Raw genomic sequence first — 24135 nt, forward strand, 5'->3', positions numbered from 1 at the left:
CTCTACTCTTATTGCTAGGGTCAGTATGCCTCCAATGGAGGATACTTCACGGATAGCATCGCCACGGGCAAGGTGGTGAGCGAAAATAAGAAGAGGGAATCAAGCAAATGAAACCAATTTCTTCACCTCTGGCGGCAATTCAGCCGCATTACGATGTACTTGTTATCGGTAGTGGTTATGGCGGTGCTATCGCTGCGTCACGCATGGCGAGAGCCGGAAAATCAGTCTGCCTACTTGAGCGAGGGCGAGAGTTTTTAACGGGAGAATTTCCGGATACCGAATTGGAGGCCGCTGGTGAGTTGCAGTTTAATAGCCAAACAGGACACAAGGGCTCTCATTTGGGATTATTTGATATTCATATGCACCGTGAGCAGAATGTCGTCGTCGGTTGTGGTTTAGGTGGCACCTCTCTTATCAATGCCAATGTTGCTTTGCCCCCAGTAGATGCAGTACTGAAAGACCCAGTATGGCCACACGCGATTAGAGATGATGAGGATCGCTTGTTGGAAGAGGGATTCACGCGGGCTCGAGAGATGCTGAAACCTGCCTTATACCCTGAATGTTACCCAACTTTGAATAAACTGAAGGCTCACCAGCAGTCGGCAAATGCATTAGAAGCTCCCTTTAATAAAGTACCAATCAATGTATGTTTTGCGACGCCTGAAGGTGGCGTTAACCATGTGGGTGTTGAGCAGCAAGCATGTAATAACTGCGGAGACTGTGTGTCTGGCTGTAATTTCAATGCCAAAAATACCACTCGAATGAATTACTTACCGGATGCTTGGAATCATGGCGCAGAAATTTATTGCCAGGCCAGTGTGCGCTACTTGGAGAAAACCGACTTCGGTTGGCGGGTGTTTTACCAAGACATGGGAACCGGCGCAGAGTGCTTTTCTGCAGCCCCGTTATTTGTTGAGGCGGATCTTGTGATTTTGGCTGCAGGCACGCTGGGCAGTAATGAAATTTTATTGCGTAGCCAAAGTCGTGGTTTGGCTATCTCTTCGCAACTTGGTCAGCATTTTACTGGTAATGGCGATATGTTGGGTTTTGGCTATAACTGCGACACCGAAATCGATGGTGTTGGGGTTGGTAATCTAGAGCCAGAAGGCAAAGCGCCTACAGGACCTTGTATCACCAGTGCAATCGATCTTCGTGAAGCGAGCGAACGCGCGCAACAAATGATCATTGAAGAGGGAAGTTTACCCGGCGCCATGGCGGGAGTGTTACCAACTGCACTTGCAAGTGCTGCGGGTGTAGTTGGGCTCGATACGGATCACGGTTTTTATGACGCTTTGGAGGAGCAAGCGAGAGTATGGCAAAGCCAATGGCGAGGCGCTTATCATGGTGCGGTAAAACATACTCAGACCTACTTAGTAATGAGCCATGACGATAGTCAAGGTGTCATAACTTTAGAGCAAGACAAGTTGAACATCCGTTGGCCAGAGTTAGGATCTCAGCCTAATTTTCATCATGCGAGTGAAAAGCTGCTTCAAGCGACAGCAGCGCTCGGTGGCACCTATGTTAAAAACCCAATTTGGTCACCGTGGTTGAATAATCGCTTGGTTACAGTTCATCCTTTAGGTGGCTGTCGGCTTGCTGAGACAGGTTCCGAAGGGGTGGTAAATCATAAAGGACAAGTGTTTACGGGAGAGAGTGATGCCTGCTATGACTCGCTCTATGTGTCAGATGGTGCCATCATTCCAACGTCGCTTGCGGTCAATCCGCTGCTTACGATAAGTGCATTGACGGAGCGCTGCTGTGCACTTATCGCCAAGGACCGTGATTGGCAAATTGACTATCAGTTGCCGTCAAGCCGTTCCCGTGGCGCTGAACCGATCACAACGGGGTTGGCGTTTACAGAGCGCATGCAGGGCTATTTTAGCCGCGTGGTAGAGCCAAGCACTACCTCTTTACAAACCTACTTGGCTGCTTATCAGCAGGGTCAAGAAACAAACCAAACGCTATCGTTTGTATTGACGGTCACCTCGACGGATCTAGAGGTGATGTTGACCGACCCACAACATAAAGCGCATATTTCGGGTCGCGTTGAGTGTAATGTGCTTTCTGATAAACCATTGACCGTTCGCAATGGTGAGTTTCGTTTGTTTGAGCGTCAGGCCTTTCCACCAAATACTCGGAAGATGATCTATAAAATGAATTTAATGGCGGAGGATGGCAAGCAGTACTTCTTTAATGCCTTTAAGCTAATCAAAGACGACCCTCACTCTCTCGATCTTTGGGATGATACTACAACCTTATTTGTTGATATTCATGAAGGAGAAGATACTCAAGGGGCCGTGTGTGGTCACGGTATTATGAAGATAGCACCGATTGATTTTGTGACGCAGCTTGCCACTATTCGTGTAAGTCATGCCGAGAGTAAAGCAGCTCGCTTAAAAGCCATTGCGCGCTTTGGGCAATTTTTTGCGGGCACTCTATATCAAAGTTACGGCAGTATTTTTTACCAAGAAAAAACGCACCGTGGTGAATTGGTGCGCAAAAAGCGGCCGCTAAGGGCTCCAACACCTGAAGTGTACTTGTTTGATACAGCTGATCATGTGCAGCTATCGCTGACTCGTTATCGTGGCGGTGACAAGGGCCCGGTTATGTTAGTGCATGGGCTGGGAGTTGCTTCGAGTATCTTTTCCACCGACATGATTGATACCAACTTAGTCGAGTACCTAGTCGCTAACCAATATGACGTGTGGCTATTGGATTATCGAGTCAGTATTTTGTTGCCTGCCGCCGCAAAGCAATCAAATGGCGATCAGGTCGCGAAATACGATTACCCTGCCGCGGTGAACAAAATCCGAACCATTACGGGAGCGGATAGTATTCAGGCGGTGGTGCATTGTTATGGTGCTACGACCTTCTTTATGTCTATGCTTAGCGGACTTTCTGGGGTTCGCAGTGTCGTTGCATCACAAATTGCGGCGGACGTCGTGGTGCCGATGGCAACGAAAATGAAGACAGGTTTACATCTCCCTTCATTTTTAGAAAGGTTGGGCGTAGACTCACTAACGGCGCGAGTACCAGAGCAGAGCAATGGGCTTGCCTCTTTGTATGATAAGGCGCTAGGCTTGTACGCGCTCGCCGAGGCACAGGGGCGATGCAACAATGATAGCTGCCATCGCGTGACCTTTATGTACGCCTCCTTATACCGTCATGATCAGTTAACCGATTTGCTGCATGAGCATATTGATGAACTATTTGCCGAAGCCAATATTCAAACCCTTGAGCACCTTGCTGCAATTTGTCGCGCAGGAAAACTGGTTGATGCAGATGGCAAGGACGTTTACATGCCACACATCAACCGATTAAACGTGCCGACGCTATTTATTAGCGGGGCAGATAACGAATGCTATTTACCTGAGAGCACGAAAAAAACCTATGAACGTCTTTGTCTTGCCTTTGGTGATGCTCAGTTTACGCGTAAGGTGATCCCCAATTACGCGCACATAGATTGTATCTTTGGGCGTCAGGCTGATGTAGATGTTTTTCCACATATTCTCAATCATTTAGAGCGATATTAGGGCCTGTTGACCTTTGCTGTTTGACTTTTGTTCTCCTGAGTGTGTTTTAGTCGCGACGCTCGACTTGCCGCCTAGTAATCTAGGCAAAAGTTGAGCAACAATGAACAAAGCGCACTCAGGTGAACCCAAAGGGCAGCGCTTGATTGGCATTTCTACTGTGTTATCGCCTGACTCACATAGAATAACTATGCTACGCCGGCTCTGCCTTGTATAAATACCAATCAAACTGCTGCAAAAACAAACTTGAAAGATAAACAGGCCCTAGTCAGGACACTAAAGTAGGTAGGCGCGATTAGTATCGGCCTACCAACTTCCGCTTAGCGTGAGCGCAAACTCTGGTGGTACACGCTCACGAATCGTTTCCATCGCACTTACGCTGCCCGCCCGTGAGGCGTTGTAATACAGGCGTCGATATTCGTATCTAGACGTGAGTGGCGAAGCTTCTAAGTTGAGCTTAACGCGCTGGCTTACTTGAAGCTGCGCTTGCAAAGTCAATTGCAATGAGCCTGATTCAATAAACTGCTCATCGGGGTAATATTCGCGATAACTATCCCCGCTGGAAATCTCTGCGCTCCAAGAAAAGCGATTAAAGCTTTGTCGAAATTGCACGCTAGCCCAATGTGGAACAGTCCCGTTAATCGTACGTTTTCCTGTGAGCGCGTCACGGTATGATGCGTCTCGATAACTATAATCAAGATTGAGCTGACTGTTGTTGATCCAGCTTGATAAGTCTAGATTAACCGCACCATCTAGCCCCCAAAGTGCGGCATCCCCGGCATTTGCAACTATGCTTTCACCTCGATTATCTTGCTGATATTCATGCACATCTTTTTGCCACTGATAAAAAGGCTTAACGTTAAAACGCCATCTTTCACCTTCTTCAATATCAATTTGCAGTGCAAGTTCAGTGTACTGCATTGGCTTTATTTTAAGATTGCCAAACTGTAAGCGGCCAAATCCTGCGTTGAGCTCTGGTAAAAAAAGTGAAAAATCGAGCTGTTCCACTTCATGCTTTAAGGTGGTTGTAAACTGAGTGCTTTTTGTCGCGTCATAATTTAATCGCACCAACGGCTTGGCGATGAGATGCTGAATATCTTCACTCTTACTGCTATTGGTCGAAAGTGTAGCCTGCTCGGCTGCCAGTTTGCTGTATAACTGCCATTTTGGTGAAAGCGACCAAGTAAAAGCCGCAAAGGGCTCAATACTTAGCTCTTTTATCGTGCTGTGTAGCTGCTCCTCGGGCAATATTGTGTTGGCATTTACTCGATTGATACTGGCCTCAAGACCGTACACCGAGACAGTGTCGTTTACCATCAGGCGAATTACTCGCTCGTCAGTACGCTTATACTGTGTAAAGCTTGGTGTTGAAAGCCGCGCAGAGAGACCATCAAGCATGTGCAACTCATTCTTTTGTTTTGAGTAGTAGCCTGTGAGTTGTGTGCTCCAATGCTGACCTTGCCACTGCCTATCGATAGATATCTCGCTAGTGTTTGTTTTATCGCGCTCTTGCGAAAACGCAGATTCAACATCGCTGGATGAAGTTGGCGTGCGGTACAGCCATTCGTATTGTGACTGCAAGTTGTCTTTTATAGCCTGAACATTGAGTGTTAGGGCGCCATCCTGCATGGTTTTGTGGCTGGTAAATGAGAGCGTTATTCGCTCACTTTGCTCTTTAAATGTTTCTTCGCTGCTTTCCTCGGGTGTGTTATCAGACGCGAACAGCTGACCTTGGCTGGTGCTTTTAAACGGCTCATCCTGAACTTGAATATGACCGCTGTGCGTCCATTGCCTTTTAGGTAAGATAAACCCTGCCATTGCTGTTATGCCAGTGGCGGCGCTGGCATTGAGTGTGCTACCTAGTTGCCAATTATAGGCATTGTTTTTTTCATCACGAATGATGTTAACAACTTGATTATATTGCTTAAGTGAAGGAAATGGGTGATGACTTAGGTACACTTCTAGCGCAGCGATTTGGTCAACGGGAAGCTGTTTTAAATACTCCGAGACCGATCCAGACTTTACGCGGATCTCCATGCCATTTAATAAAATATTGGCAGAGCTGCCACCTAGGCCGCGCTCACCACTTTGTTCTATGAGTGTGAATGACGGTAAGCGCTCGATGGTTGCAAGTGCATCTTGTGCTGCAAACTGTTGCAGTGAATTTCCAGCATAAACACTCGGTTTTGCGTTATCCATATTGGCGTAAACGCCGCTGCTTATGACGCTCATTAAGGTGCAATAGGTTGCCGTGGAGGGATGAAATCGTGTCATTGTTCCTCTTTGAATAAAAGCTCTCCATTACGCTATTAAAAATAAAAAAGCAGATAAAACAAATTATTAGGTACAAAAGGTGGTTCTATGGGACGGATCGACGGGAAACCGTGAGCGAGCTCAGATCGCCCGCTGGTGTTATGCAGCCAGAGAAAGCGTATCGAAGCGTGACTTTAGTACTTTCTTGTAACCTTTACTCAAGCTAATTTGCGTGCCCGTTGATAACTTGATGATGGCATTACCAGAAGCTTTGGTGGTGATACGTTCAACATAGGCCAGGTTAACCAAATAAGAGCGGTGGGTGCGCACAAACATATCGCTTGGTAGCATGGCTTCAAACTGAGATAGGGTTGCTCGTTTGAGGTATTGGTGTGACTTGGTGTGAATTTCAACATAGTTTTTAGCTGCCACAATGTGCACTATGTCTTTGATTTGTAAAAATGACTTATCGCCGCCTAAATCCACAAGCAAACGTTGATTTATCGCGGTGCTATTGTTTTCTTCTTTACTTTCAATACGGATAAACTTGTGCCAAATCATAAAACATACGTAGATCACCAACGGGTGTAATGGCGCAAAATAATACAAGGTATAAGGAATATCATCGCGGTAAACGAGGTAGTCGAATCCGGCTTGTATAGACATGCTCAGTACGAATAAAGCCGAGCAACAAACGAAGTAATTACGCCAACATACCTTATTCTGTTGGCTGAGTTTATTTAGCCATAAGAAGAGTATTGGCGTGTAAATATACCAAAGCCCCCATTCCTGCAAAGCCCACCAGATAGGGTTATTCAGCCGCTCACTTTCTACTTCAACCCAATCGTGCAGTAAGTCGATTGCGGTTAAAAATATGATGACGGCAGTCCAGCCAACTCCAGTAATAATAAGAATGGGTTTGTATACGGTGTGCACGAAATTTTCCCTAAATTAGATACTTCTAGTTTACCGACTTTTTATAAGTTCACAAATCCTCAAGGAGCGATCCGGCCTCTAGTCTCATTTGCCTTGAACTAAAGATAAGCCCCTAAGCAAAGCTCAAGTTAATTAACCAAATACGCATCTGAAGCATGCGCCTTGCTCGCGCCTAAGATAAATTAAGTCGCCGCCATGATTAATCATAATTTGTCTTGAGAGGCTTAAGCCGATCCCCGAGCCTTGTTGTTTAGTGGTAAAAAACGGCACGAAAATCATGTCGACTACATGGTCGGCAATGCCAGGGCCGTTGTCGCTTATTTCTATATAGTGCTGGCCTGCGTTATTGGCTCCAGTTTTCAACACCACTTGGCGTGTGTTTCGCTGGTCTTGGTCATTGCGGTGTTGCACCGCTTCAATAGCATTTTTGGTTAAGTTAATAAGCACTTGCTCAATCTGAGCCGTGTCTAACATCACCAGTTGGGAGTGGCTAACATCAAGCTGTAGGTCTATGTTCGCTTGATGACAGCTTTGTTGATGTAACTGATAGATGCCCTCTACAATCGACGCAAGCTGGGCAGGTTGCAGCGCCGGACTTGGTAAATTACTCACCGTTCTAAAACGAGCGATAAAAGCGCCTAAATATTCAGTGCGTTTTGCCAGCGTTTGCAGCGCTAGGACTAGGTCTTGTTTATCTTCTTCATCGTCAAAACTCAATGTGTCGGGCAAGAGTCCCTCGCAGGTTTGTGCAATGGATGATAGAGGTGTGATAGAGTTAGCCACCTCGTGCGTAAGCACTTTGGTGAGGCGTTTATAGGCTTGCTGCTCTTTGTTTTGTAAAGCATCACGAATGGATTGTAAGGTGACAATTTTACGAATTTGCCCTTGGATCTGCGCTGACGTTATTTGTATAGACAAGTTATCTTGTTGCTCGCCATATTGCCAATTTGCTATTGTTTTCAATCTGTTATCGCATTCATTAATCAGTGGTGCGATATCTTCTAAATCTTCGCTGTGATTAATGGGTTTACCGAGTAAGCGGGTTACCGCTGGGTTGGACTCAATGACATTACCATCTTTATCGAAAACCAGTACGGCTAAATCTATATGCACTAAGAGGGTCTGTAAAAAGTGGGCCTGTTGCTCTGCAATAAAACGTGCACTTTGAATTCTAGTCTTAATCTCTTCTAAGTGCTGCCGCATGGGATGATGATGGCTCAACCCCAATGAACTATCGCCATTCGCGAGTGATTTCAAAACAAAAGTCATGTGCTTGTTCTGTTTGTTAAATTGACGGTATAAAGAGGAGGTGAAAGCGATCGCTATTAGCGTGACTAGGAGCCAAGTCGCCGAGAATCCTCCTTGTATATACAAGACTATCGAGAGCACATTAAAGCCAATAAGGCTAAGAATTGTACTGAAAAAAACCATTGTAGGATGTTGCGTAAAGCGAACCATATTTTCTTGCCTACAAATCGTATTTTTCTAGTCGACGGTACATTGCTCCTCGGGTTAATCCGAGTGCTTTTGCGGCGTTTGAGACATTGCCGTGATAGTGCTTGAGCGCTGCACGCACAGTACGTTGTTCAATCTCTTCAAGGTTGAAAGTATCCGTGGAAATCAGCGTATTAGTATCGTTTTTATCTTCAGTAATTATTCCTTCAGCTGGCGCTGAGGTTGTCTTCACCACTGTGCTGATGTCCAAAAATTCGTTTTCGCTTAGGATCACCGCTCTTTCAATAGCATGTGCTAGTTCCCTGACATTTCCTGGCCATTGATATGCTTGTAGACTCTGCATGTCTAGGCTATGTATCTCAAGCTGCCGCTTATATTTGTGGCAGTAGTGTTCAAGATAATAGTTTACAAGTAGTGGAATATCTTCAGTACGCTCACGAAGTGGCGGAAGACGGATCTCTATAGTATTGATCCGATATAATAAATCTTGTCTAAAACGGCCTTCATCAACCGCTTGTTGCAGGTTGTCATTGGTGGCACAGATTAGTCGAATATCCACCGAGATGGGTTTGTTTCCTCCAACTGGAGTGATCTGTCTATTTTGTAACGCGGCAAGCAGCGTCGTTTGTTGATTCATGGGTAAGTTTCCCAATTCATCTAAAAATAGGCTCCCTTCGTGTGCTAATTCAAATCGGCCAACTTTGTCTTCTTTAGCGTCGGTAAATGCGCCTTTTCTATGACCAAACAGTTCGCTTTCGAACAAACTTTCGGAGATAGCACCCATGTCTAAACTGATAAAAGTATTGTCGCGACGCATACTGGCTTGGTGGATGGCATGTGCAGCAAGTTCTTTGCCGGTGCCACTTTCACCGGTGATCAAAATGTTGGCATCGGTGAGTGCCGCACGTTCTATAGTACTAAACACCTTTTTCATGGCCGGGCTTTGGCCTAAAAAAGCAAATTGATGGCTACCGCTAGACTGATTGAGTGCCTGATTTAACCCTTGGGCCTGGCGAGTGAGCTTACCAACTTGCTGCTTGTCTTTGGCATGAGCAAATGCGGCAGCAACCGCACCGAGTAATTGGTCGTTCTGCCAAGGCTTAGCGATAAAGTCTGCAGCGCCTGCTTTTATCGCATCGACAGCAAGTTGAATATCGCCATAGGCGGTCATTAACAACACCACGATACTTGGGTCTTGTTCGACAATTTTCTTTAACCAATAAAAGCCTTCTTTGCCACTAATAGCATCTTGGCTAAAGTTCATGTCGAGTAAGATCACATCTATTTGCTGTGATGCAATCTGCGTTTCTATATCAAAAGGATTATCTGTGGTGATGATGGTTTGGTAATGCTTTTTTAGCAAAAGCTTTGCTGCAATTAATATATCGCTGTTGTCGTCGACAATTAATATGGTGCCTTCTTGCTTCATACTCAGAGTGCTTTGTTTTTCTTTTAGCCTAGCGCACTTCAAGCTATGGCGTCCATGAAAAAGTGTTCATTTTTGGACACTTTTCTGATTTATATGTGTTCTATTTTCGGACAGTTTAACATTGGAAAATAACTAACTTAATATTTAACCCGTTGTTATATATATAGTAAACCCCCTTGGCATGAAGTTTGATTATAAGTCTTATATATCCGATAAAGCGATTTAACTAATACAGAACAAGGGGCGTGAATATGGATAAGAAAATAGAACGTTCAGGACTACAAAAGCATCTTAAAAAAGGCGTTGTTGGTGGTGTGTTACTTGGCATTGCAGCAGCTGCGTTTGCGTTTAATAACACCTTATCTTCAGGTCGTAGCCAAAACTTGGAACTGCGCAGTCTGACAGTAAGTACCGTCAGTAAAGGTGCTTTTGTTGATGCCCTAAGTCTGCGTGGTCAGGTCGTGCCAAAAACTACCATTTACTTAGATACTATCGCTGGTGGTCAAGTGGAAGAGCGCTTAGTCGAGCAGGGTGAATATGTTGAAGCCGGCCAGCCATTAGTTAGGTTGAGCAACACTAGTTTACAGCTAGACGTAATGAGTCGTGAAGCTCAGGTTACGGAGCAGCTTAACTTCCTGCGAAACACACAAATGACGATGGAAACCAGCCGCCTTAACCTACGCCGTGATTTGCTTGAAATTGATTTGCAAATTAGTCACCTAGAACGCCGTTACAAGCAATCTAAGCCGTTGGTTGAAAAAGGTGTGCTGGCATCAGATAGGCTTTCTGAAATTGAAGACGATTTAAAGTACTACAAAGCGCGAAAAGAACTGACATTAGAGCGTCAAACACAGGAAAATTCGATTAGAAAAGTACAAGTTGAACAATTAGAAGATAGCGCCGAGATGCTACAGAAGAATTTGCAATTTGCGCGTAAAAACCTCGAAAACCTACTGATCAAAGCGCCGGTATCGGGTTATTTGAGTGAGCTAGATGTAGAAATTGGCGAATCAAAGAGTAAAGGGGCGCGTTTAGGTCAAATTGATATTCCAAATGAATACAAATTGGTTGTACGCCTCGATGAATTCTATTTAAACCAAGTACAACCTGAAATGGCAGTAAATGTGCTTTTGGATAGCGGTGTTGTTACAGCAAAGGTGAGCAAAATTGATAGTCGCGTTACCCAATCACAGTTTCAGGTAGAAGTCGCTCTGCCAAGTGGTCAAAGCGATATAAAGCGTGGTCAAAGTATTGATGTCGAGCTAATGCTCGGTGGTAACAAAGAAAATGCGTTATTGCTAAAGCGTGGTGCTTTCTTTACTAGCTCTGGTGGTAACTGGGTATACGTACTCGCAAATGATGGTAAATCTGCTGAACGTCGTGACATTCGCTTAGGTAAAAAGAATCAAGACTACTATGAAGTCCTAGACGGCCTATCACAAGGTGAAAGAGTAATTACCTCAAGCTATAGCAACTTCGACAAAGCGCAACAACTAAATTTCTAAGGATATTACAATGATAAAACTAACTAACCTAAACCGAGTATTCCGCACTCAAGACGTTGAAACTACTGCGCTAAACGATATTAATTTAACTGTTAATGAGGGTGAGTTTGTTGCAATCATGGGACCGTCAGGCTGTGGTAAATCTACCTTGCTTTCAATTCTTGGAATGCTGGACTCTCCGTCTTCTGGTCAGTTCGAGTTTGCAGGTACTGACATTGCGGGCTACACCGAGAAGCAGCTATCACAGTTACGTAAAGCGTCAATCGGCTTCGTATTTCAAAGCTTTAACCTGATTGACGAGCTGACGGTATTTGAAAATGTCGAACTACCGCTGCAGTACCAAAATATCTCTAAAAGTGAACGCAAACAGCGTGTAGAGCAGATTTTAAAGCGCGTTGCCATTGATCACCGCGCGGATCACTTGCCTCAGCAACTGTCCGGTGGTCAGCAGCAGCGTGTCGCGGTAGCACGAGCTTTGGTTATCAACCCTAAACTTATTTTAGCGGATGAACCAACAGGGAACTTGGATTCCAAAAATGGTGAAGAAGTAATGACGATGTTGCGTGAATTGAACAAAGAAGGCACCACCGTGATCATGGTTACTCACTCTGAAAAAGAGGGAACCTATGCAGATAGGTTAGTGCGATTATTAGATGGTCAAGTCATGTTGGATAAGGCAAATACCGCCGTTCAAATTCCAGATAGTGAGGTGGCCTAATTATGATAGCCAATTATTTAATTACAGCTTTACGCTCTTTTAAGCAGCAAAAGCAACATTTTATATTGAATGTTGTAGGTCTTAGCGTTGGCCTTGCTGCCGCAATTTTGGTAGCGTCTTTTGCTCGAAATGAGCTCTCTTATGACAGCCAACAACCAGACGCTGAGCAAATTTATCGTATCGGTCAGGACTACACTAAGCTTGGCTTAGCGGTGGTGCCAATTTCTAACTTTGCTCGTGCAAAAGAGATGGAGCAATACAGTCAGATTGAGTCTGTATTTGCACTCACTAAAGTAGATTGGACAAATCAAGCTGAAACAGACGTACAGCATAATGGTCAAGGCTACAAATTAACAGAGGTACTGGGAGCTACTCCAAATATCCAAGACTTCATCAACATTGATACGCTAGCTGGCGACTTGAGCAATGCGTTGAGCGTACCAAATGGTATCGCGTTAAATGAGTCTGAAGCGTTGCGAATTTTTGGCACAACTAATATTGAAGGTGAAACACTTGACTTCAAAGGCGGCCAATACACCGTGAAGGCCGTATTTAAGGATTTACCCGAAAATACGCACTTTTCATTCAAAAGCTTAGTTTATGTTGAACATGACCTGTCTAATTTAGACATCAACTCCAGTTACGTTTATCTTAAACTTGCTGAAAATACAGATGTAGCGGCGCTTGAGCAAATATTTACTGATAAATACTTTTATGGCCCGATGAAAGGTAAGCTCGCGATCGAGTTACATCCATTGCGTGATCTTCATCTCACAGCAAAGTCACCATTTGAGATGAAATCAGGAGGAACGGAGCAAGTTGTCGTGATTTGCGCTGGACTGAGTGTACTGCTTATCCTGATTGCAGGCTTTAACTTCATTAATATGACGGTTGCCCAGTCGGCAAAGCGTGCTAAAGAGGTGGGTGTGCGTAAAGCGCTAGGGGCAAGTAAGACTCAATTGGTCACACAGTTTTTGGCTGAGTCAGTATTGGTATCTTTATTATCAATGATTATTGCCTGTGTCTTAGTAGAGCTATTTTTACCAAGCTTTAATCAACTTGTAGATAGAGCGCTGTTTATTGACTATATGTCGATGTTTAGTGTTGTCGTCTTGGGTGTAGCAATTGTCGTTGGTGTTGGCGCTGGTTTATATCCTGCGTTGTTTATTTCATCTTTCAGTGCGAAGCGAGTGCTTAGTGGCGATTTGCAAAGGGGTAATACAGCAATCTTTGTACGTAAAAGCCTACTAACTTTTCAAGCTGCTTTATCAATCGCTTTGATCATTGCATCGGTAACACTACAGCAGCAACTTAAACACTTGCAAAGCTTACCTCTGGGGTATGAGACTGAACAACGTGTTGTGGTTTCAGATATACCTGCATCGTCTATTTTCTCGAAAGAGCCAACGGCGCTAATGAATAGGCTTACAGCAATAGATGGTGTTGAAGCCCTGAATGTAATCGATACGAAACTGACAGTATCAATCAATAGCAGTGTGTCACCAACGTGGCCAAATGGAGAGCAATCAGAGGGGATAACACCGACTATTGGTGCAGGCTTTGATTTAGTCGAAGGGTTGGGGCTGACATTATTAGCAGGGCGTGATTTTAGCCGCACATACGCTGCAGATTGGGCGTCTCAAGATGGTAACAGTACTAACGTTGGGGCGATCATAACTGAAACAGTTGCAAAGCAGGCTGGTTACTCAAATTATCAAGATATCATTGGACAAACCATTTTGGATAAAGGCTTTGGCTTGAATATGCGAGTTGTGGGAGTTGTAGCTGATGTAAAAGTGGGTAATGCCCAAGACGCGAACTCTAATATCATCTTCCTGTGCGGATTTAGCCAAAGTACAGCGGGCGAAATAATAATGACGGTAAGTGCTCAAAACATTGCCTACGTGCAAGAGCAGGTGACTGATATTCTTGCTAAGAACGCCAACCTTTATGAACCGAATATCAGCCTTATGTCTGATAATTATAAAGCGGTTCTGCGTGGTGATGAACGAGTCTCTTTAGTTGTGTTGATCTTTACCGGCCTTGCGGTATTCCTGACGTGCTTGGGCACTTTTGGCTTGGCATCTTTTGCAACGGTTCGTCGCCAAAAAGAAGTGGCTGTGCGCAAAGTTCTAGGTGCATCACGGTTAAGCATTGTGAATATCTTAGCAAAAGAGTTCCTGACTTTGGTGGGAGTCAGTATCGCCATAGCTTATCCGGTAACCTATTGGCTTGTTGGTGATTGGCTTGCTAATTTTAATGACCGCATCGAGCAAGCTGTGTGGGTATATGGAGTCGCAGCATTAGCTGTTGCGGGGATCACATGGCTCACCGTTGCAACACTTGCGTTTAAAGCCGCGAGTACACGTCCGTCGCTAATCTTGCGATATGAGTAAATTAAATTGGTAATCACTCAAGAAATTGCGGCCTAACTTAGGCCGCTTTTATCATTTATTTCTTGATGTGTTCATCGTTAATGTCGGCACGACCATTTCTGGTTTTGAATGGTGTGAATATGTCGCCGAGGGCAGCAAAGCGTGCTAAGAAGTCGGCATTCGTAAGCGCTAGGTGCTAGTAAGTCTCAACTTGTCACACAATTTCTGTCAGAATCTTTACTTGGCTTACCACTGTCAATTTAGTGTCAAAAACCATAGTTACACTGGGGTTAATTCAGGCTTGAATAACAAGGTGTGGCTATGGCTAAGGTTAAGACAACCTATCGTCTTCGTGGAAGATCAGCTAATTCACTTTGGATTGGTGTTTATAACAGTATCCTGTTGTTGTGTTTACCTTTGATTGCACTGATCTTATTAAAAAAATGGCTACGTAAACCGGGTTATAAAAGGCACTTTTTACAGCGCTTAGGTGTCTACGATTGTAAGCGTTTACCTGCCTGTATTCATTTACATGGCGTCTCCGTTGGTGAATGCGCCGCCATTGCTAAACTTATTCCTGAGCTGCGTAAACAGCATCCTCATTTACCCATTGTTTTTACTTGTACCACGGTTGCGGGTTCCAACTATATTGAGCGCAACTGGGGGGAGCAAGTCATTCACACCTATTTGCCACTGGACTTTCAATTGACAGTTGGTGCGTTTTTGACGCATTTTAATCCGGTATTGACCATGTCGGTTGAGATGGAGTGGTGGCCTAATCTTATCCGTCAGTCGCGCAACCAAGGCAGTCGAGTGATGCTGGTAAATGCCCGCATGACCGACAGATCAAAAAATCGCTATGCCAAAATGTTGGGTCTTTTTACCTTTATGGTGTCCAAGGTGCATAAAATCCTGCCGCAAAGCGAGCTAAGTTATCAAGCTTTTCGCGAGTTGGGTATACCACCAGAAAAACTGATGATGTGCGGTAATATCAAGTACGATTGGCCAGAACTCAAATACGCCGACCCAACGCAAAAGTCCTCTCAGCTGACATGGATTGCGGGGAGCACGCATGACACAGAAGAACTAGCGGTGGTCGCAGCGCACAAACAGTTGTTACAGCAAAATCCAGCGGCTCAGCTAATTATCGCACCGCGTCATCCTGAAAGATTTGATGAGGTATGGTGGCTGCTGCAAGCAAGCGGGCTGAGCTGTCAGCGTTACTCGCACACGCCAACACTAGCGGCAAATACGCAAGTGTACCTGCTCGATACGATGGGCAAATTATTTGCGTCTTATCGTGATGCCCATGTTGCCTTTATCGGGGGCTCGTTAGTTAAGCTCGGTGGTCATAATCCTGCCGAAGCCATTGTCCAAGGGGCTGCCGTCGTAATGGGAAGTAGTCGACGAAATTGTGAAGATATATGTGCGCCGCTGAGTCAAGCTGGTGCACTTGTTGAGGGTAACGAACCACAGCAAATAGCTAAAGAAGTCATCGGCTTTTGGCAAAATAGTGCTGCAACAGTGCAACAAATACAGGCTGGGCAAGCCGCTATCGCAAAGCATAATGGCGCACTACACAAAACCACATTGCAAGTTTTATATCAGTTAAAGCAGGCGCAACGGCCAGTTCATAGTACCCGATTACATCCAATGGTGATCAGATAACAATGCAATACAACAATATCCTTATTGTCCGGCTCAGTGCCATTGGTGATATCGTGATGGCGTCAGGCCTTATTTCTGCACTAAAGGCACGTTATCCAGAGGCAAAACTGAGCTGGTTGGCAGAGCCTGCTGGCGCGACCTTGCTACAACAAAATCCACTGCTAGATGAGGTGATCCTGTGGCCTCGCAATGAGTGGCAAAAAGTGCGAAAAGCACAGGGGACCATAGCGCTACTTAAGCTAGTTAATAGCTTTAAAAAGCAGTTGGCTAGTCGACAATTTGACTTAGTGCTCGACGCCCAAGGACTCCTTAAAAGTGGCGTGCTAGCTTGGCTTAGCGGCGCTCAATATAAGGTTGGGATCAATAGTCGCGAGGGCAGTCAGTGGCTTATGAATAAGGTAGTGACCTCGCCTTGGTCTGCTGATATCAGCTCGGAATACAGAGCTGCTGCGACATTTTTTGGTGCGCCAGAAGCGGCATTTCAATACTCGCTCATTGCCTCGAAAGAGACACAACAACATACAGAAGCACTGCTATTGGAGCATACTCAAGGTCAACCTTATGTGGTGTTTTGCCCGTTTACAACGAGAGCACAGAAACATTGGGTAGATGGGCATTGGCGTGAGTTGTATAAACAAGTAAATCAGTCTATTTGTGCGCATATTATTATATTGGGTGGACCAAGTGATATCGCGCATAGCGAGCGCTTAGAAAAACAGATGCCGGGGATCATTAATCTAACCGGGAAAACGACATTGCTGGAGTGCAGCGAGATCATTCGGGGAGCAAAAGGCGTGATTGGCGTTGATACTGGGTTGACGCATATGGCGATGGTGCATCATACCCCGGTTATTGCATTGTTTGGTTCAACCTTGCCGTATGAAAACACCTTCAATCCAAATGGTCGTGTGTTGAGCGATAAACTTGCTTGCTCACCGTGCAAACGCCGACCAACCTGTGAGGATCGTTTTGATTGTATGGTGGGGCTCACGCCACAAAGAGTGTCGAGCGCACTAGGAGAAGTGCTATGAAAGTTCTGCATATTGAAGCGGGCCGTCACTTATATGGCGGCGCACAACAAGTGGTATATTTAACCCAAGCGTTGCAGCAAAAGGGAATTGAGAACGTACTAGTTTGCCCGCCTAATAGTGAAATGATTGCAGCAGTTGATAAGCAAGTTGTTGTGGAGCCTGTGAAAATGGCAGGCGATCTCGATGTCATGCAATGGTTGCGTTTACGAAGGGCTATTGCTCATCATCGGCCTGATTGTGTTCATATTCACAGCCGTCGAGGGGTTGATACTTGGGGATTGCTTGCCGCGAAGTCGCTTAATGTTCCTGTTATTTTATCGAGGCGAGTCGACAACACCGAGCCACGCTGGTGGTCAAAATTAAAATACCCAGCCTACGATAAAGTGATCGCTATTTCAGAGGGGATCCGCCAAGTATTACTCTCACAAGGTCTCGCCTCTGAGCAAGTAAAGTTAGTCCACAGTGCAGTCGACACCCAGCGCTTTGCACCAAGTAGCGCGGAGCGGCAATGGCTGCTTGATGAGTTTGAACTGCCACAAAATGCTTTGGTTGTGGCTAATTTTGCGCAACTGATAGAGCGCAAAGGGCAGGATGTGATCATGCGTGCAGCCAAAAAACTCATTGTTGAGCATCCTAATTTGCGCGTATTACTGTTTGGTCGAGGGCCAAAGCAGCAACAGTATCAGGCACGTATAGATGAACTGGGGCTGCAAAAAATTGTCCAGCTGGTGGGATTTCGACAAGACGTAGCGCGTATCTTACCGGCGGTTGATATCGTTGCACATCCAGCATCGATGGAAGGGCTAGGCGTAGCGTTATTACAAAGCAGCGCATCTGGTGTGCCTGTAGTGGGCTTTGCTGCTGGCGGCATTCCTGAAGCGGTTGCGCACAATGAAACCGGATTACTTGCTCCGGTTGGTAATCAAGTTCAGTTTACCCAAGATCTTAATCGCTTATTGCAGGACCCGATTTTACGAGAGCAAATGGGCCGTAAAGGCCGCGCTAAAATGTGCAGTGAATTTGCCATTGAGGTGATGGCGGAAGGCAACTTGTCGGTATATCGAAGCGTGTTAACTGAGTTGGGAAGAGCGCCTTTAACTAGCCAATCACAGAAAGTGTGAGTTCCAATAAGGATAATCACCAATGCGGCTTACTAGCTTGGTTCTTAGTGGGTTTGCAGCAATATAGCGGGCAATGGTATGCCTATCTTCTGTGGATCTGAGCTGATGATCGTAATACGCGCTTTGCCAAATTTTGTACTTTGAATCCAATTGTTTATTTAACCTGAGGTTTGGATAAGGAATGTTCCAACTCATTGTTGCTAAAGCACAACTTAGTTTTCTCCTTGTCTAGCCAGAGAGTTTTAGGGAAAACAAGGCGAATTTACGCACCAATAGCTGGCTATTGGAAGTGAATTCAACGCAGTTAGCGCTAAAACTGGCTGCTAGAAAGGCATTAATTATCCGCAGCTCAGGTTATTTAGCAGGTAAGCTGTTCTGCCTTTTAATTCTCCAACAACCTTACCAAGTTGCGTATTGCCAAGTGTCAGTAAGCCATGAAAGTGATCTGGCATTAATACCAATTGAATTAATTCTCTAATCAATTTGAAGGGTGAAATAGCATATTAGCTTCGTTAAAAATTTCTCATTTAGAACAACTAAATAGCAAAATTTTTGCCTTGCTACTAAAGCTATTTCCCCGCTTCAAGATAGATCATTTACTTAATACAACTGGTATAACACCCATGTTTGCCAGCAGCACTCAAACTTTTGTTCATTATGTGAGATAGATTGGCAAAACAATCGTGCCAGCCGATAATCCGTAAAATAGGGCGTGCGTTTATGGCAGTTAAACGTAATGAAGTATTCCGCGTACGGGATTGATATCCTGCCTTTTCTCAGGTCATTCCAGCTCATGTGCATTCCTTGCAATTGAGAGATGAATTTTAAAGATAATCCCTTCGATTAAATCTGTCGAGGTGAACCTCGACCTACGGTTGGCTGGTAGGTCGTGATCTATCACGACATTAGGTTCCGAATGGATAAATCATTATCGCATCGAGGTAAACCTCGACCTATGGGGGGTGGTAGATCGTGATTTATCACGACATTAGGTTTGCGACAACACATTCACGACTATCAAGGTGAACCAAACACGCACAAGGGCCGTTTAATTATTAATCGGTTAAACGAGGAGAGCATTATGCTTGCTGCCACACTAAAAGAAAAAATCGCTAATAAAGAACTCCATGCCATCGTGCTTAGCTACGCGGATTCAAATCACTATCTTGCGGGTGGTCAAGATGCTGATGGGAACTTGCATATCTTAATGCATGCCGAGTGCAAACTAACGCCGTTTAACTCGCTGCGAGAGGCCGAGACAAAGCTGGCGGAACTCGGTGCAACTCAAGCCTATCTCAGAGTTGAGTCTGCCTATGATGAAATTGGTCCTGAGGACGCTTCTGGAACGCATATCAGCAATATGGAGCTCCGTCACTTAGCTCCATCCGACATAACCGTTTAAATAAAAAGGCTTAAGCGCCCACAAGTGAGCGCTTAAGCCTTAAAAGTCAACGAGTAGAGATCTCTTATTCTACTGAAAGTGTTATCGTTTTAGTTGCAACGGAAGCGGACTTTTCATCAACAACACTTAAACTTACTTGATAGTCGCCTGATGCTACAGGAGTGAATTGTAGGTTCGAGTCATGAGCTGCGGTACTGTCAATCACTTCGCCTGCTGGAGCAACCACCTTCCAAAAATAGGTCAAATTGCCTGCGTTGCTGTCGCTATCCATAACAGTTGGAGTTATCCAAAGCGCTGTATCTTTTTTAGGTGCACCTTGATAATCCAGCGACGTAATTATTGGAGCGCTATTTTGAACTGCACTTACTTTGATGAATGCTGCAACTACTAGTTCAACCTTGCCATCAGACACGATGCATTTCAGCACATAGTTGCCAGCTTCATCGAAGGTAATAGAAGCGCGATTATCAGCATTATTGACTACTGCCGTGCTATTCTCAGGCTTCGTTTCAAGCGACCAGCGATAAGTGAGCGGATCGCCGTCTTTATCTTCTGCGGATACCAAAAAGACTTTGGTTTCCCCTTCCGTAGCTGTAGATATTTGTGGGCTCATAGACGCTGTGGGTCCATAATTTTCAGGGTGACTCTTTATCACGCCACTGGCGGTTTGGCTTAGCTCACCGTTACTTACCTCCACAAAATAACGGTAATTCCCCTCTCCGTGAGGCGTAAAGGTCACCGTGTCGGTATCTTCATTCGTAACGGAATAGGTCAAACCGGCGTCAAATGGCTCAAACGTCCAAATAAAGGAAAGTGTTCTGCCGCTTGTATCTCTACTTCGCTTGGCGCTAAGCTCGATGGTTTCATTGATTTTGGTTGACTCTGGCACATCGACGAATACAAGCGGTTTGTTTGCTGCGCCTAATTTGGCCGTTAAGGTATGGGTTGCTTCACTTAAACGGCCCTGTTTGTCTTTAAGGCTAAAGCGGATTTTATATTGCCCTGCCTTATCTAATTGAAGCGAGGTGAGAAATCCATTTGGTGTTGCCATTGCGGCTTGGCTGCCGCTCGGTTTGCTGTCAAAACTCCAAAGCGGTGTTACAGCGCCTTGATACTGACTACCATCGCTTTTCAGCTCAACAAAAGTCATTGAGCTTAATGTAACCTCTGAAGGCGCTGAAATAACCGCTTTAAGAGCTGGCTGGTTATCTACAACGATGACTTTTTCCGATTTGCTATGCGATGATTTACCATCATAAACGGTTAAAGTAATGGTGTATTCACCCGCAAATTTAGAGGCGAAAGAGGCAAGGTTATTGTTAGGGCTTACTAATGTATATTCATCAACATTAGCAGGTGCAGTGACTTGCCATTTATAACTGAGATTATCGCCGTCTGAGTCTGAACTGTTGCTCGCATCTAACCGTAGATGCTCGTTGATGGCAATTTCCTGTTTTGTGAGTGTGAAATCAGCGACAGGAGGCGTGTTCACACTTGGTGTGGTTTTTTCTTTTACACGGATCTCAAACTGTGTTGTCGATTCGTTACTACCTGACTTGATTGTTAGCCCTACAATGTAGCTACCTGCAACATCAGCGGTAAAGTGCGCTTGCTTAGCATTGGGGTTAGATAACTGAGCGTTACTGCCTTGAGGTTTGGCTTGCCACTGCCATGTTATTTCGGCATTTTCAGGGATCGTACTTCCCGCTGTGCTAAGCTGAATGACGTTGCCTGTCTCCCCAAAGGCACTTGCCTGAATTTTAGCGACAGGCTTAGTCGTGGTATCCGTTCCTGAATCTGTATTATCGTTATTTGAATCCGTGTTGCCATTATTTCCATTTTTGCCGCTATCCTGATTGATTGGTGTGGTGTCACCGCCTGAACCGCCGCATCCTGCTAGTAATAGTGAACAACAAAGTATTGATGTTATTAAGTTTTTGTTCATTTAATTATCCTTTTAAGTACCTCAACTGGGAAATGTATCCTGATGACCAAAATATTTCCAGTTAAAATTTGTTCAGTGCAAAATTTAACTTGTTTAGGTTTTGAAGTTTCGACTATAATCGCCTTAAATTTCGAAACGAAACTTATTTAATGACTAAACGAAACACTCAACAGCGCAGACATACTATTCTTTCATGGGTAAATGAATACGGTGAAGTAAGCGTAGAATCACTCGCTGCTGAGTTTGAAACGTCAGAAGTTACGATTCGTAAGGATTTAACAGCACTAGAAAAAAGTGGCCTGTTACTACGCCGCTATGGCGGTGCGATAGCCCTTCCTAAGGAGATCACCGCATCAGGTAAAGACGAGCAAGACTCGGTACGTAAAACGGCCATTGCCAAAGCGGCCGCTGAGCTGATTAAAGATCACAATCGCATCATTATCGATAGCGGCAGAACCACAGAAACCCTAATTCCTGAGCTTGCACAAAAGCGCGGCTTAGTCGTGATGACCAATGCGATGAATATCGCTAATCGATTGTTATCACTAGAAAATGAGCCAACCTTATTGATGACCGGCGGGACATGGGATCCGCACTCAGAATCCTTTCAAGGGCAAGTAGCAGAACAAGTACTGCAATCCTATGACTTTGACCAGCTTTTTATTGGTGCCGATGGCATTGATGTAGAGCGCGGCACAACCACATTCAACGAATTAATTGGGCTGAGCCGTGTGATGGCAAAGTCAGCCCGTGAAGTGATTGTGATGGTCGAATCCGACAAGATTGGCCGTAAAATTCCAAACTTAGAAATACCTTGGGCACAGATCACCACTTTGATCACCGACAACAACTTGGCCGATGACCTCCGCCAAGCGATCGAAGCGCGTGGCATACAACTTATCTGTGCTGAACTACACACAACGTGCAAATAATGGAGAGATTATGTGTGGAATCGTAGGCGCTGTTGCTGAGCGTCCAGTAAACAAAATTCTTATCGAAGGCCTAAAACGCCTTGAGTACCGTGGTTATGACTCTGCGGGTGTCGCGCTTTGCGAAGGCGGCGCACTCAATAGCGTGAAAGCCGTAGGTAAAGTGGTAAACCTAGAATCTGCGCTTGAAAATGCAGAAGTAAAAGGTACTACTGGTATCGCGCACACGCGCTGGGCAACACACGGTGGCGTAACAGAAGCTAACGCGCACCCGCATATTTCTAATAGCGAAATTGCGCTGGTACACAACGGTATTATTGAAAACCACGAAGGTTTGCGCGCGGCGTTAAAAGAAGACGGCTACGAGTTTTTATCTGACACCGACACCGAAGTGATGGTACACCTGATCCATCAACTCAGACAGCAACACACTACATTACTTGCTGCCGTGCAAGCAGCGGTAAAACAGCTTGAAGGTGCATACGGCACGGTATTATTTGATAAAGCCAATCAAGATGAAATCATCGTGGCACGCTCAGGCAGCCCACTGGTTATCGGCCTTGGCCTTGGCGAAAACTTTATTGCCTCTGATCAACTCGCGCTATTACCAGTAACACGCAGCTTTATCTTCCTAGAAGAAGGCGATGTAGCACGCATTACTCGCGAAACGGTAGAAATCTTCGACATTAACGGCAATTCTGTAGAGCGCGAAGTGGTTGAGTCTAACATCACGCAAGATGTGTCGGGCAAAGGCGAATACCGCCACTACATGCTAAAAGAAATCTACGAGCAGCCAATGGCCGTACGTAATACACTTGAAGGCCGTTTAGACAACGATCGCGTTAGTATCGACGCATTTGGCGACAAAGCCAACGAAATCTTTAAAGATGTAAAACACGTACAGATCATCGCATGCGGTACGTCTTACCACTCAGGCATGGTGGCACGCTACTGGCTGGAGCAATTTGCAGGCGTAAGCTGTAACGTTGAAATCGCCTCAGAATTTCGCTACCGCGACTCATTCGTTCACGAAAACAGCCTACTGGTAACCATTTCACAATCGGGCGAAACCGCAGACACGCTCGCGGCACTGCGTCTTGCCAAAGAGCAAGGCTATATGGCGTCGATGACCATCTGTAACGTACCTGGCTCATCGCTAGTACGTGAGTCAGATCTTGCCTTTATGACCAAAGCCGGCGCTGAAATTGGGGTGGCATCAACCAAAGCATTTACGACTCAATTAGTTGGCTTATTGATGCTAACTGCATCGATCGCGCAGGAAAAAGGCCGTGACCAAAGTGCAATCGTCAACGCCATTAAAACCCTGCCAACCAAGCTTGAAGAAACCCTAAGCATGGCTGACGGTATTGAGCTACTGGCAGAAGAATTCGCCGACAAACATCACTCATTGTTCCTTGGCCGTGGTTCACAATACCCAATCGCAATGGAAGGTGCGCTTAAGCTTAAAGAGATCTCCTACATCCACGCCGAAGCTTATGCAGCAGGCGAGCTAAAACACGGGCCGCTAGCGCTTATCGACGCTGATATGCCAATCATCGTCGTTGCACCAAACAACGAGCTGCTTGAAAAGCTCAAATCAAACGTTGAAGAAGTGCGCGCACGCGGCGGTATCATCTACGTATTCGCGGACAAAGACTCAAACTTTGCCTCAGACGACACTATGCGAGTAATGAACGTCAACCACGTAGAAAACATCATCGCCCCAGTGGTTTACACCATACCACTACAGCTACTTTCATACTATGTCGCCGTGATCAAAGGCACCGATGTTGACCAACCGAGAAATCTGGCAAAGAGTGTAACGGTAGAATAAGAGA

Annotated in this window: 16 protein-coding genes; 10 read left to right on the forward strand and 6 right to left on the reverse strand. The window is 45.2% G+C overall.

Features of this window, described 5'->3' with window-relative positions:
- Positions 1–107: 107 nt before the first annotated feature.
- Positions 108–3533, forward strand: coding sequence for a GMC family oxidoreductase N-terminal domain-containing protein (locus tag NO992_RS09535; RefSeq protein ID WP_371376447.1), 3426 nt, complete (start codon positions 108–110; stop codon positions 3531–3533).
- Positions 3534–3836: 303 nt separating this feature from the next.
- On the opposite strand, the gene NO992_RS09540 is transcribed toward NO992_RS09535, so the two are convergent.
- The 4 genes from NO992_RS09540 to NO992_RS09555 all read right to left on the reverse strand — a co-directional run bounded on the left by NO992_RS09540 (position 3837) and on the right by NO992_RS09555 (position 9603).
- Positions 3837–5804 (reverse strand): TonB-dependent receptor, encoded by a 1968-nt coding sequence (locus tag NO992_RS09540; RefSeq protein ID WP_371376451.1) that lies wholly within the window; start codon positions 5802–5804, stop codon positions 3837–3839.
- A 138-nt stretch (positions 5805–5942) separates the two neighbouring features.
- On the reverse strand, positions 5943–6719 hold the full coding sequence (locus NO992_RS09545) for a LytR/AlgR family response regulator transcription factor (protein ID WP_371376454.1): 777 nt from the start codon (positions 6717–6719) through the stop codon (positions 5943–5945).
- Positions 6720–6851: 132 nt separating this feature from the next.
- A complete protein-coding gene (locus NO992_RS09550; protein ID WP_371376457.1) occupies positions 6852–8177 on the reverse strand; it encodes a PAS domain-containing sensor histidine kinase in 1326 nt (441 codons plus the stop codon).
- Positions 8178–8187: 10 nt separating this feature from the next.
- Positions 8188–9603 carry a sigma-54-dependent transcriptional regulator gene (locus tag NO992_RS09555; protein ID WP_371376461.1) on the reverse strand — a complete coding sequence of 472 codons (1416 nt, stop codon included), beginning with the start codon at positions 9601–9603 and terminating at the stop codon, positions 8188–8190.
- 251 nt (positions 9604–9854) lie between these two features.
- Between NO992_RS09555 and NO992_RS09560 the strand changes: the two genes are divergently transcribed.
- From NO992_RS09560 to NO992_RS09585, 6 genes are all read left to right on the forward strand, one after another.
- Positions 9855–11108, forward strand: coding sequence for an efflux RND transporter periplasmic adaptor subunit (locus tag NO992_RS09560; protein WP_371376464.1), 1254 nt, complete (start codon positions 9855–9857; stop codon positions 11106–11108).
- 10 nt (positions 11109–11118) lie between these two features.
- Positions 11119–11826 (forward strand): ABC transporter ATP-binding protein, encoded by a 708-nt coding sequence (locus NO992_RS09565; protein ID WP_010377661.1) that lies wholly within the window; start codon positions 11119–11121, stop codon positions 11824–11826.
- A 2-nt stretch (positions 11827–11828) separates the two neighbouring features.
- Positions 11829–14222: an FtsX-like permease family protein gene (locus NO992_RS09570; RefSeq protein ID WP_371376467.1), complete on the forward strand. Its 2394-nt coding sequence runs from the start codon at positions 11829–11831 to the stop codon at positions 14220–14222.
- Positions 14223–14522: 300 nt separating this feature from the next.
- Entirely contained in the window at positions 14523–15869 is a 1347-nt protein-coding gene (locus NO992_RS09575; protein ID WP_371376470.1) for a 3-deoxy-D-manno-octulosonic acid transferase, read from the forward strand.
- A gap of 2 nt (positions 15870–15871) precedes the next feature.
- Complete coding sequence (locus NO992_RS09580) at positions 15872–16900, forward strand: glycosyltransferase family 9 protein (protein WP_371376473.1); 1029 nt, start codon at positions 15872–15874, stop codon at positions 16898–16900.
- Positions 16897–18021, forward strand: a complete 1125-nt coding sequence (locus NO992_RS09585) for a glycosyltransferase (RefSeq protein ID WP_371376476.1) — start codon at positions 16897–16899, stop codon at positions 18019–18021. The genes NO992_RS09580 and NO992_RS09585 overlap by 4 nt, the downstream gene beginning before the upstream one ends.
- 338 nt (positions 18022–18359) lie before the next feature.
- Here NO992_RS09585 and NO992_RS09590 read toward each other — a convergent pair whose 3' ends face one another.
- Entirely contained in the window at positions 18360–18473 is a 114-nt protein-coding gene (locus tag NO992_RS09590; RefSeq protein ID WP_349194647.1) for a hypothetical protein, read from the reverse strand.
- 629 nt (positions 18474–19102) lie between these two features.
- Between NO992_RS09590 and NO992_RS09595 the strand changes: the two genes are divergently transcribed.
- Entirely contained in the window at positions 19103–19423 is a 321-nt protein-coding gene (locus NO992_RS09595; RefSeq protein WP_371376479.1) for a DUF6482 family protein, read from the forward strand.
- Positions 19424–19487: 64 nt separating this feature from the next.
- Here NO992_RS09595 and NO992_RS09600 read toward each other — a convergent pair whose 3' ends face one another.
- A complete protein-coding gene (locus NO992_RS09600) occupies positions 19488–21368 on the reverse strand; it encodes a PKD domain-containing protein (protein WP_371376482.1) in 1881 nt (626 codons plus the stop codon).
- Positions 21369–21517: 149 nt separating this feature from the next.
- On the opposite strand from NO992_RS09600, the gene NO992_RS09605 reads away from it, so the two are divergent.
- Positions 21518–22300: a DeoR/GlpR family DNA-binding transcription regulator gene (locus NO992_RS09605; RefSeq protein ID WP_010377680.1), complete on the forward strand. Its 783-nt coding sequence runs from the start codon at positions 21518–21520 to the stop codon at positions 22298–22300.
- Positions 22301–22310: 10 nt separating this feature from the next.
- Positions 22311–24131 (forward strand): glutamine--fructose-6-phosphate transaminase (isomerizing), encoded by a 1821-nt coding sequence (glmS, locus tag NO992_RS09610; protein WP_371376485.1) that lies wholly within the window; start codon positions 22311–22313, stop codon positions 24129–24131.
- Positions 24132–24135 lie beyond the last annotated feature (4 nt).

Source organism: Pseudoalteromonas sp. DY56-GL79 (assembly GCF_041414765.1).
GTDB lineage: Bacteria > Pseudomonadota > Gammaproteobacteria > Enterobacterales > Alteromonadaceae > Pseudoalteromonas > Pseudoalteromonas piscicida.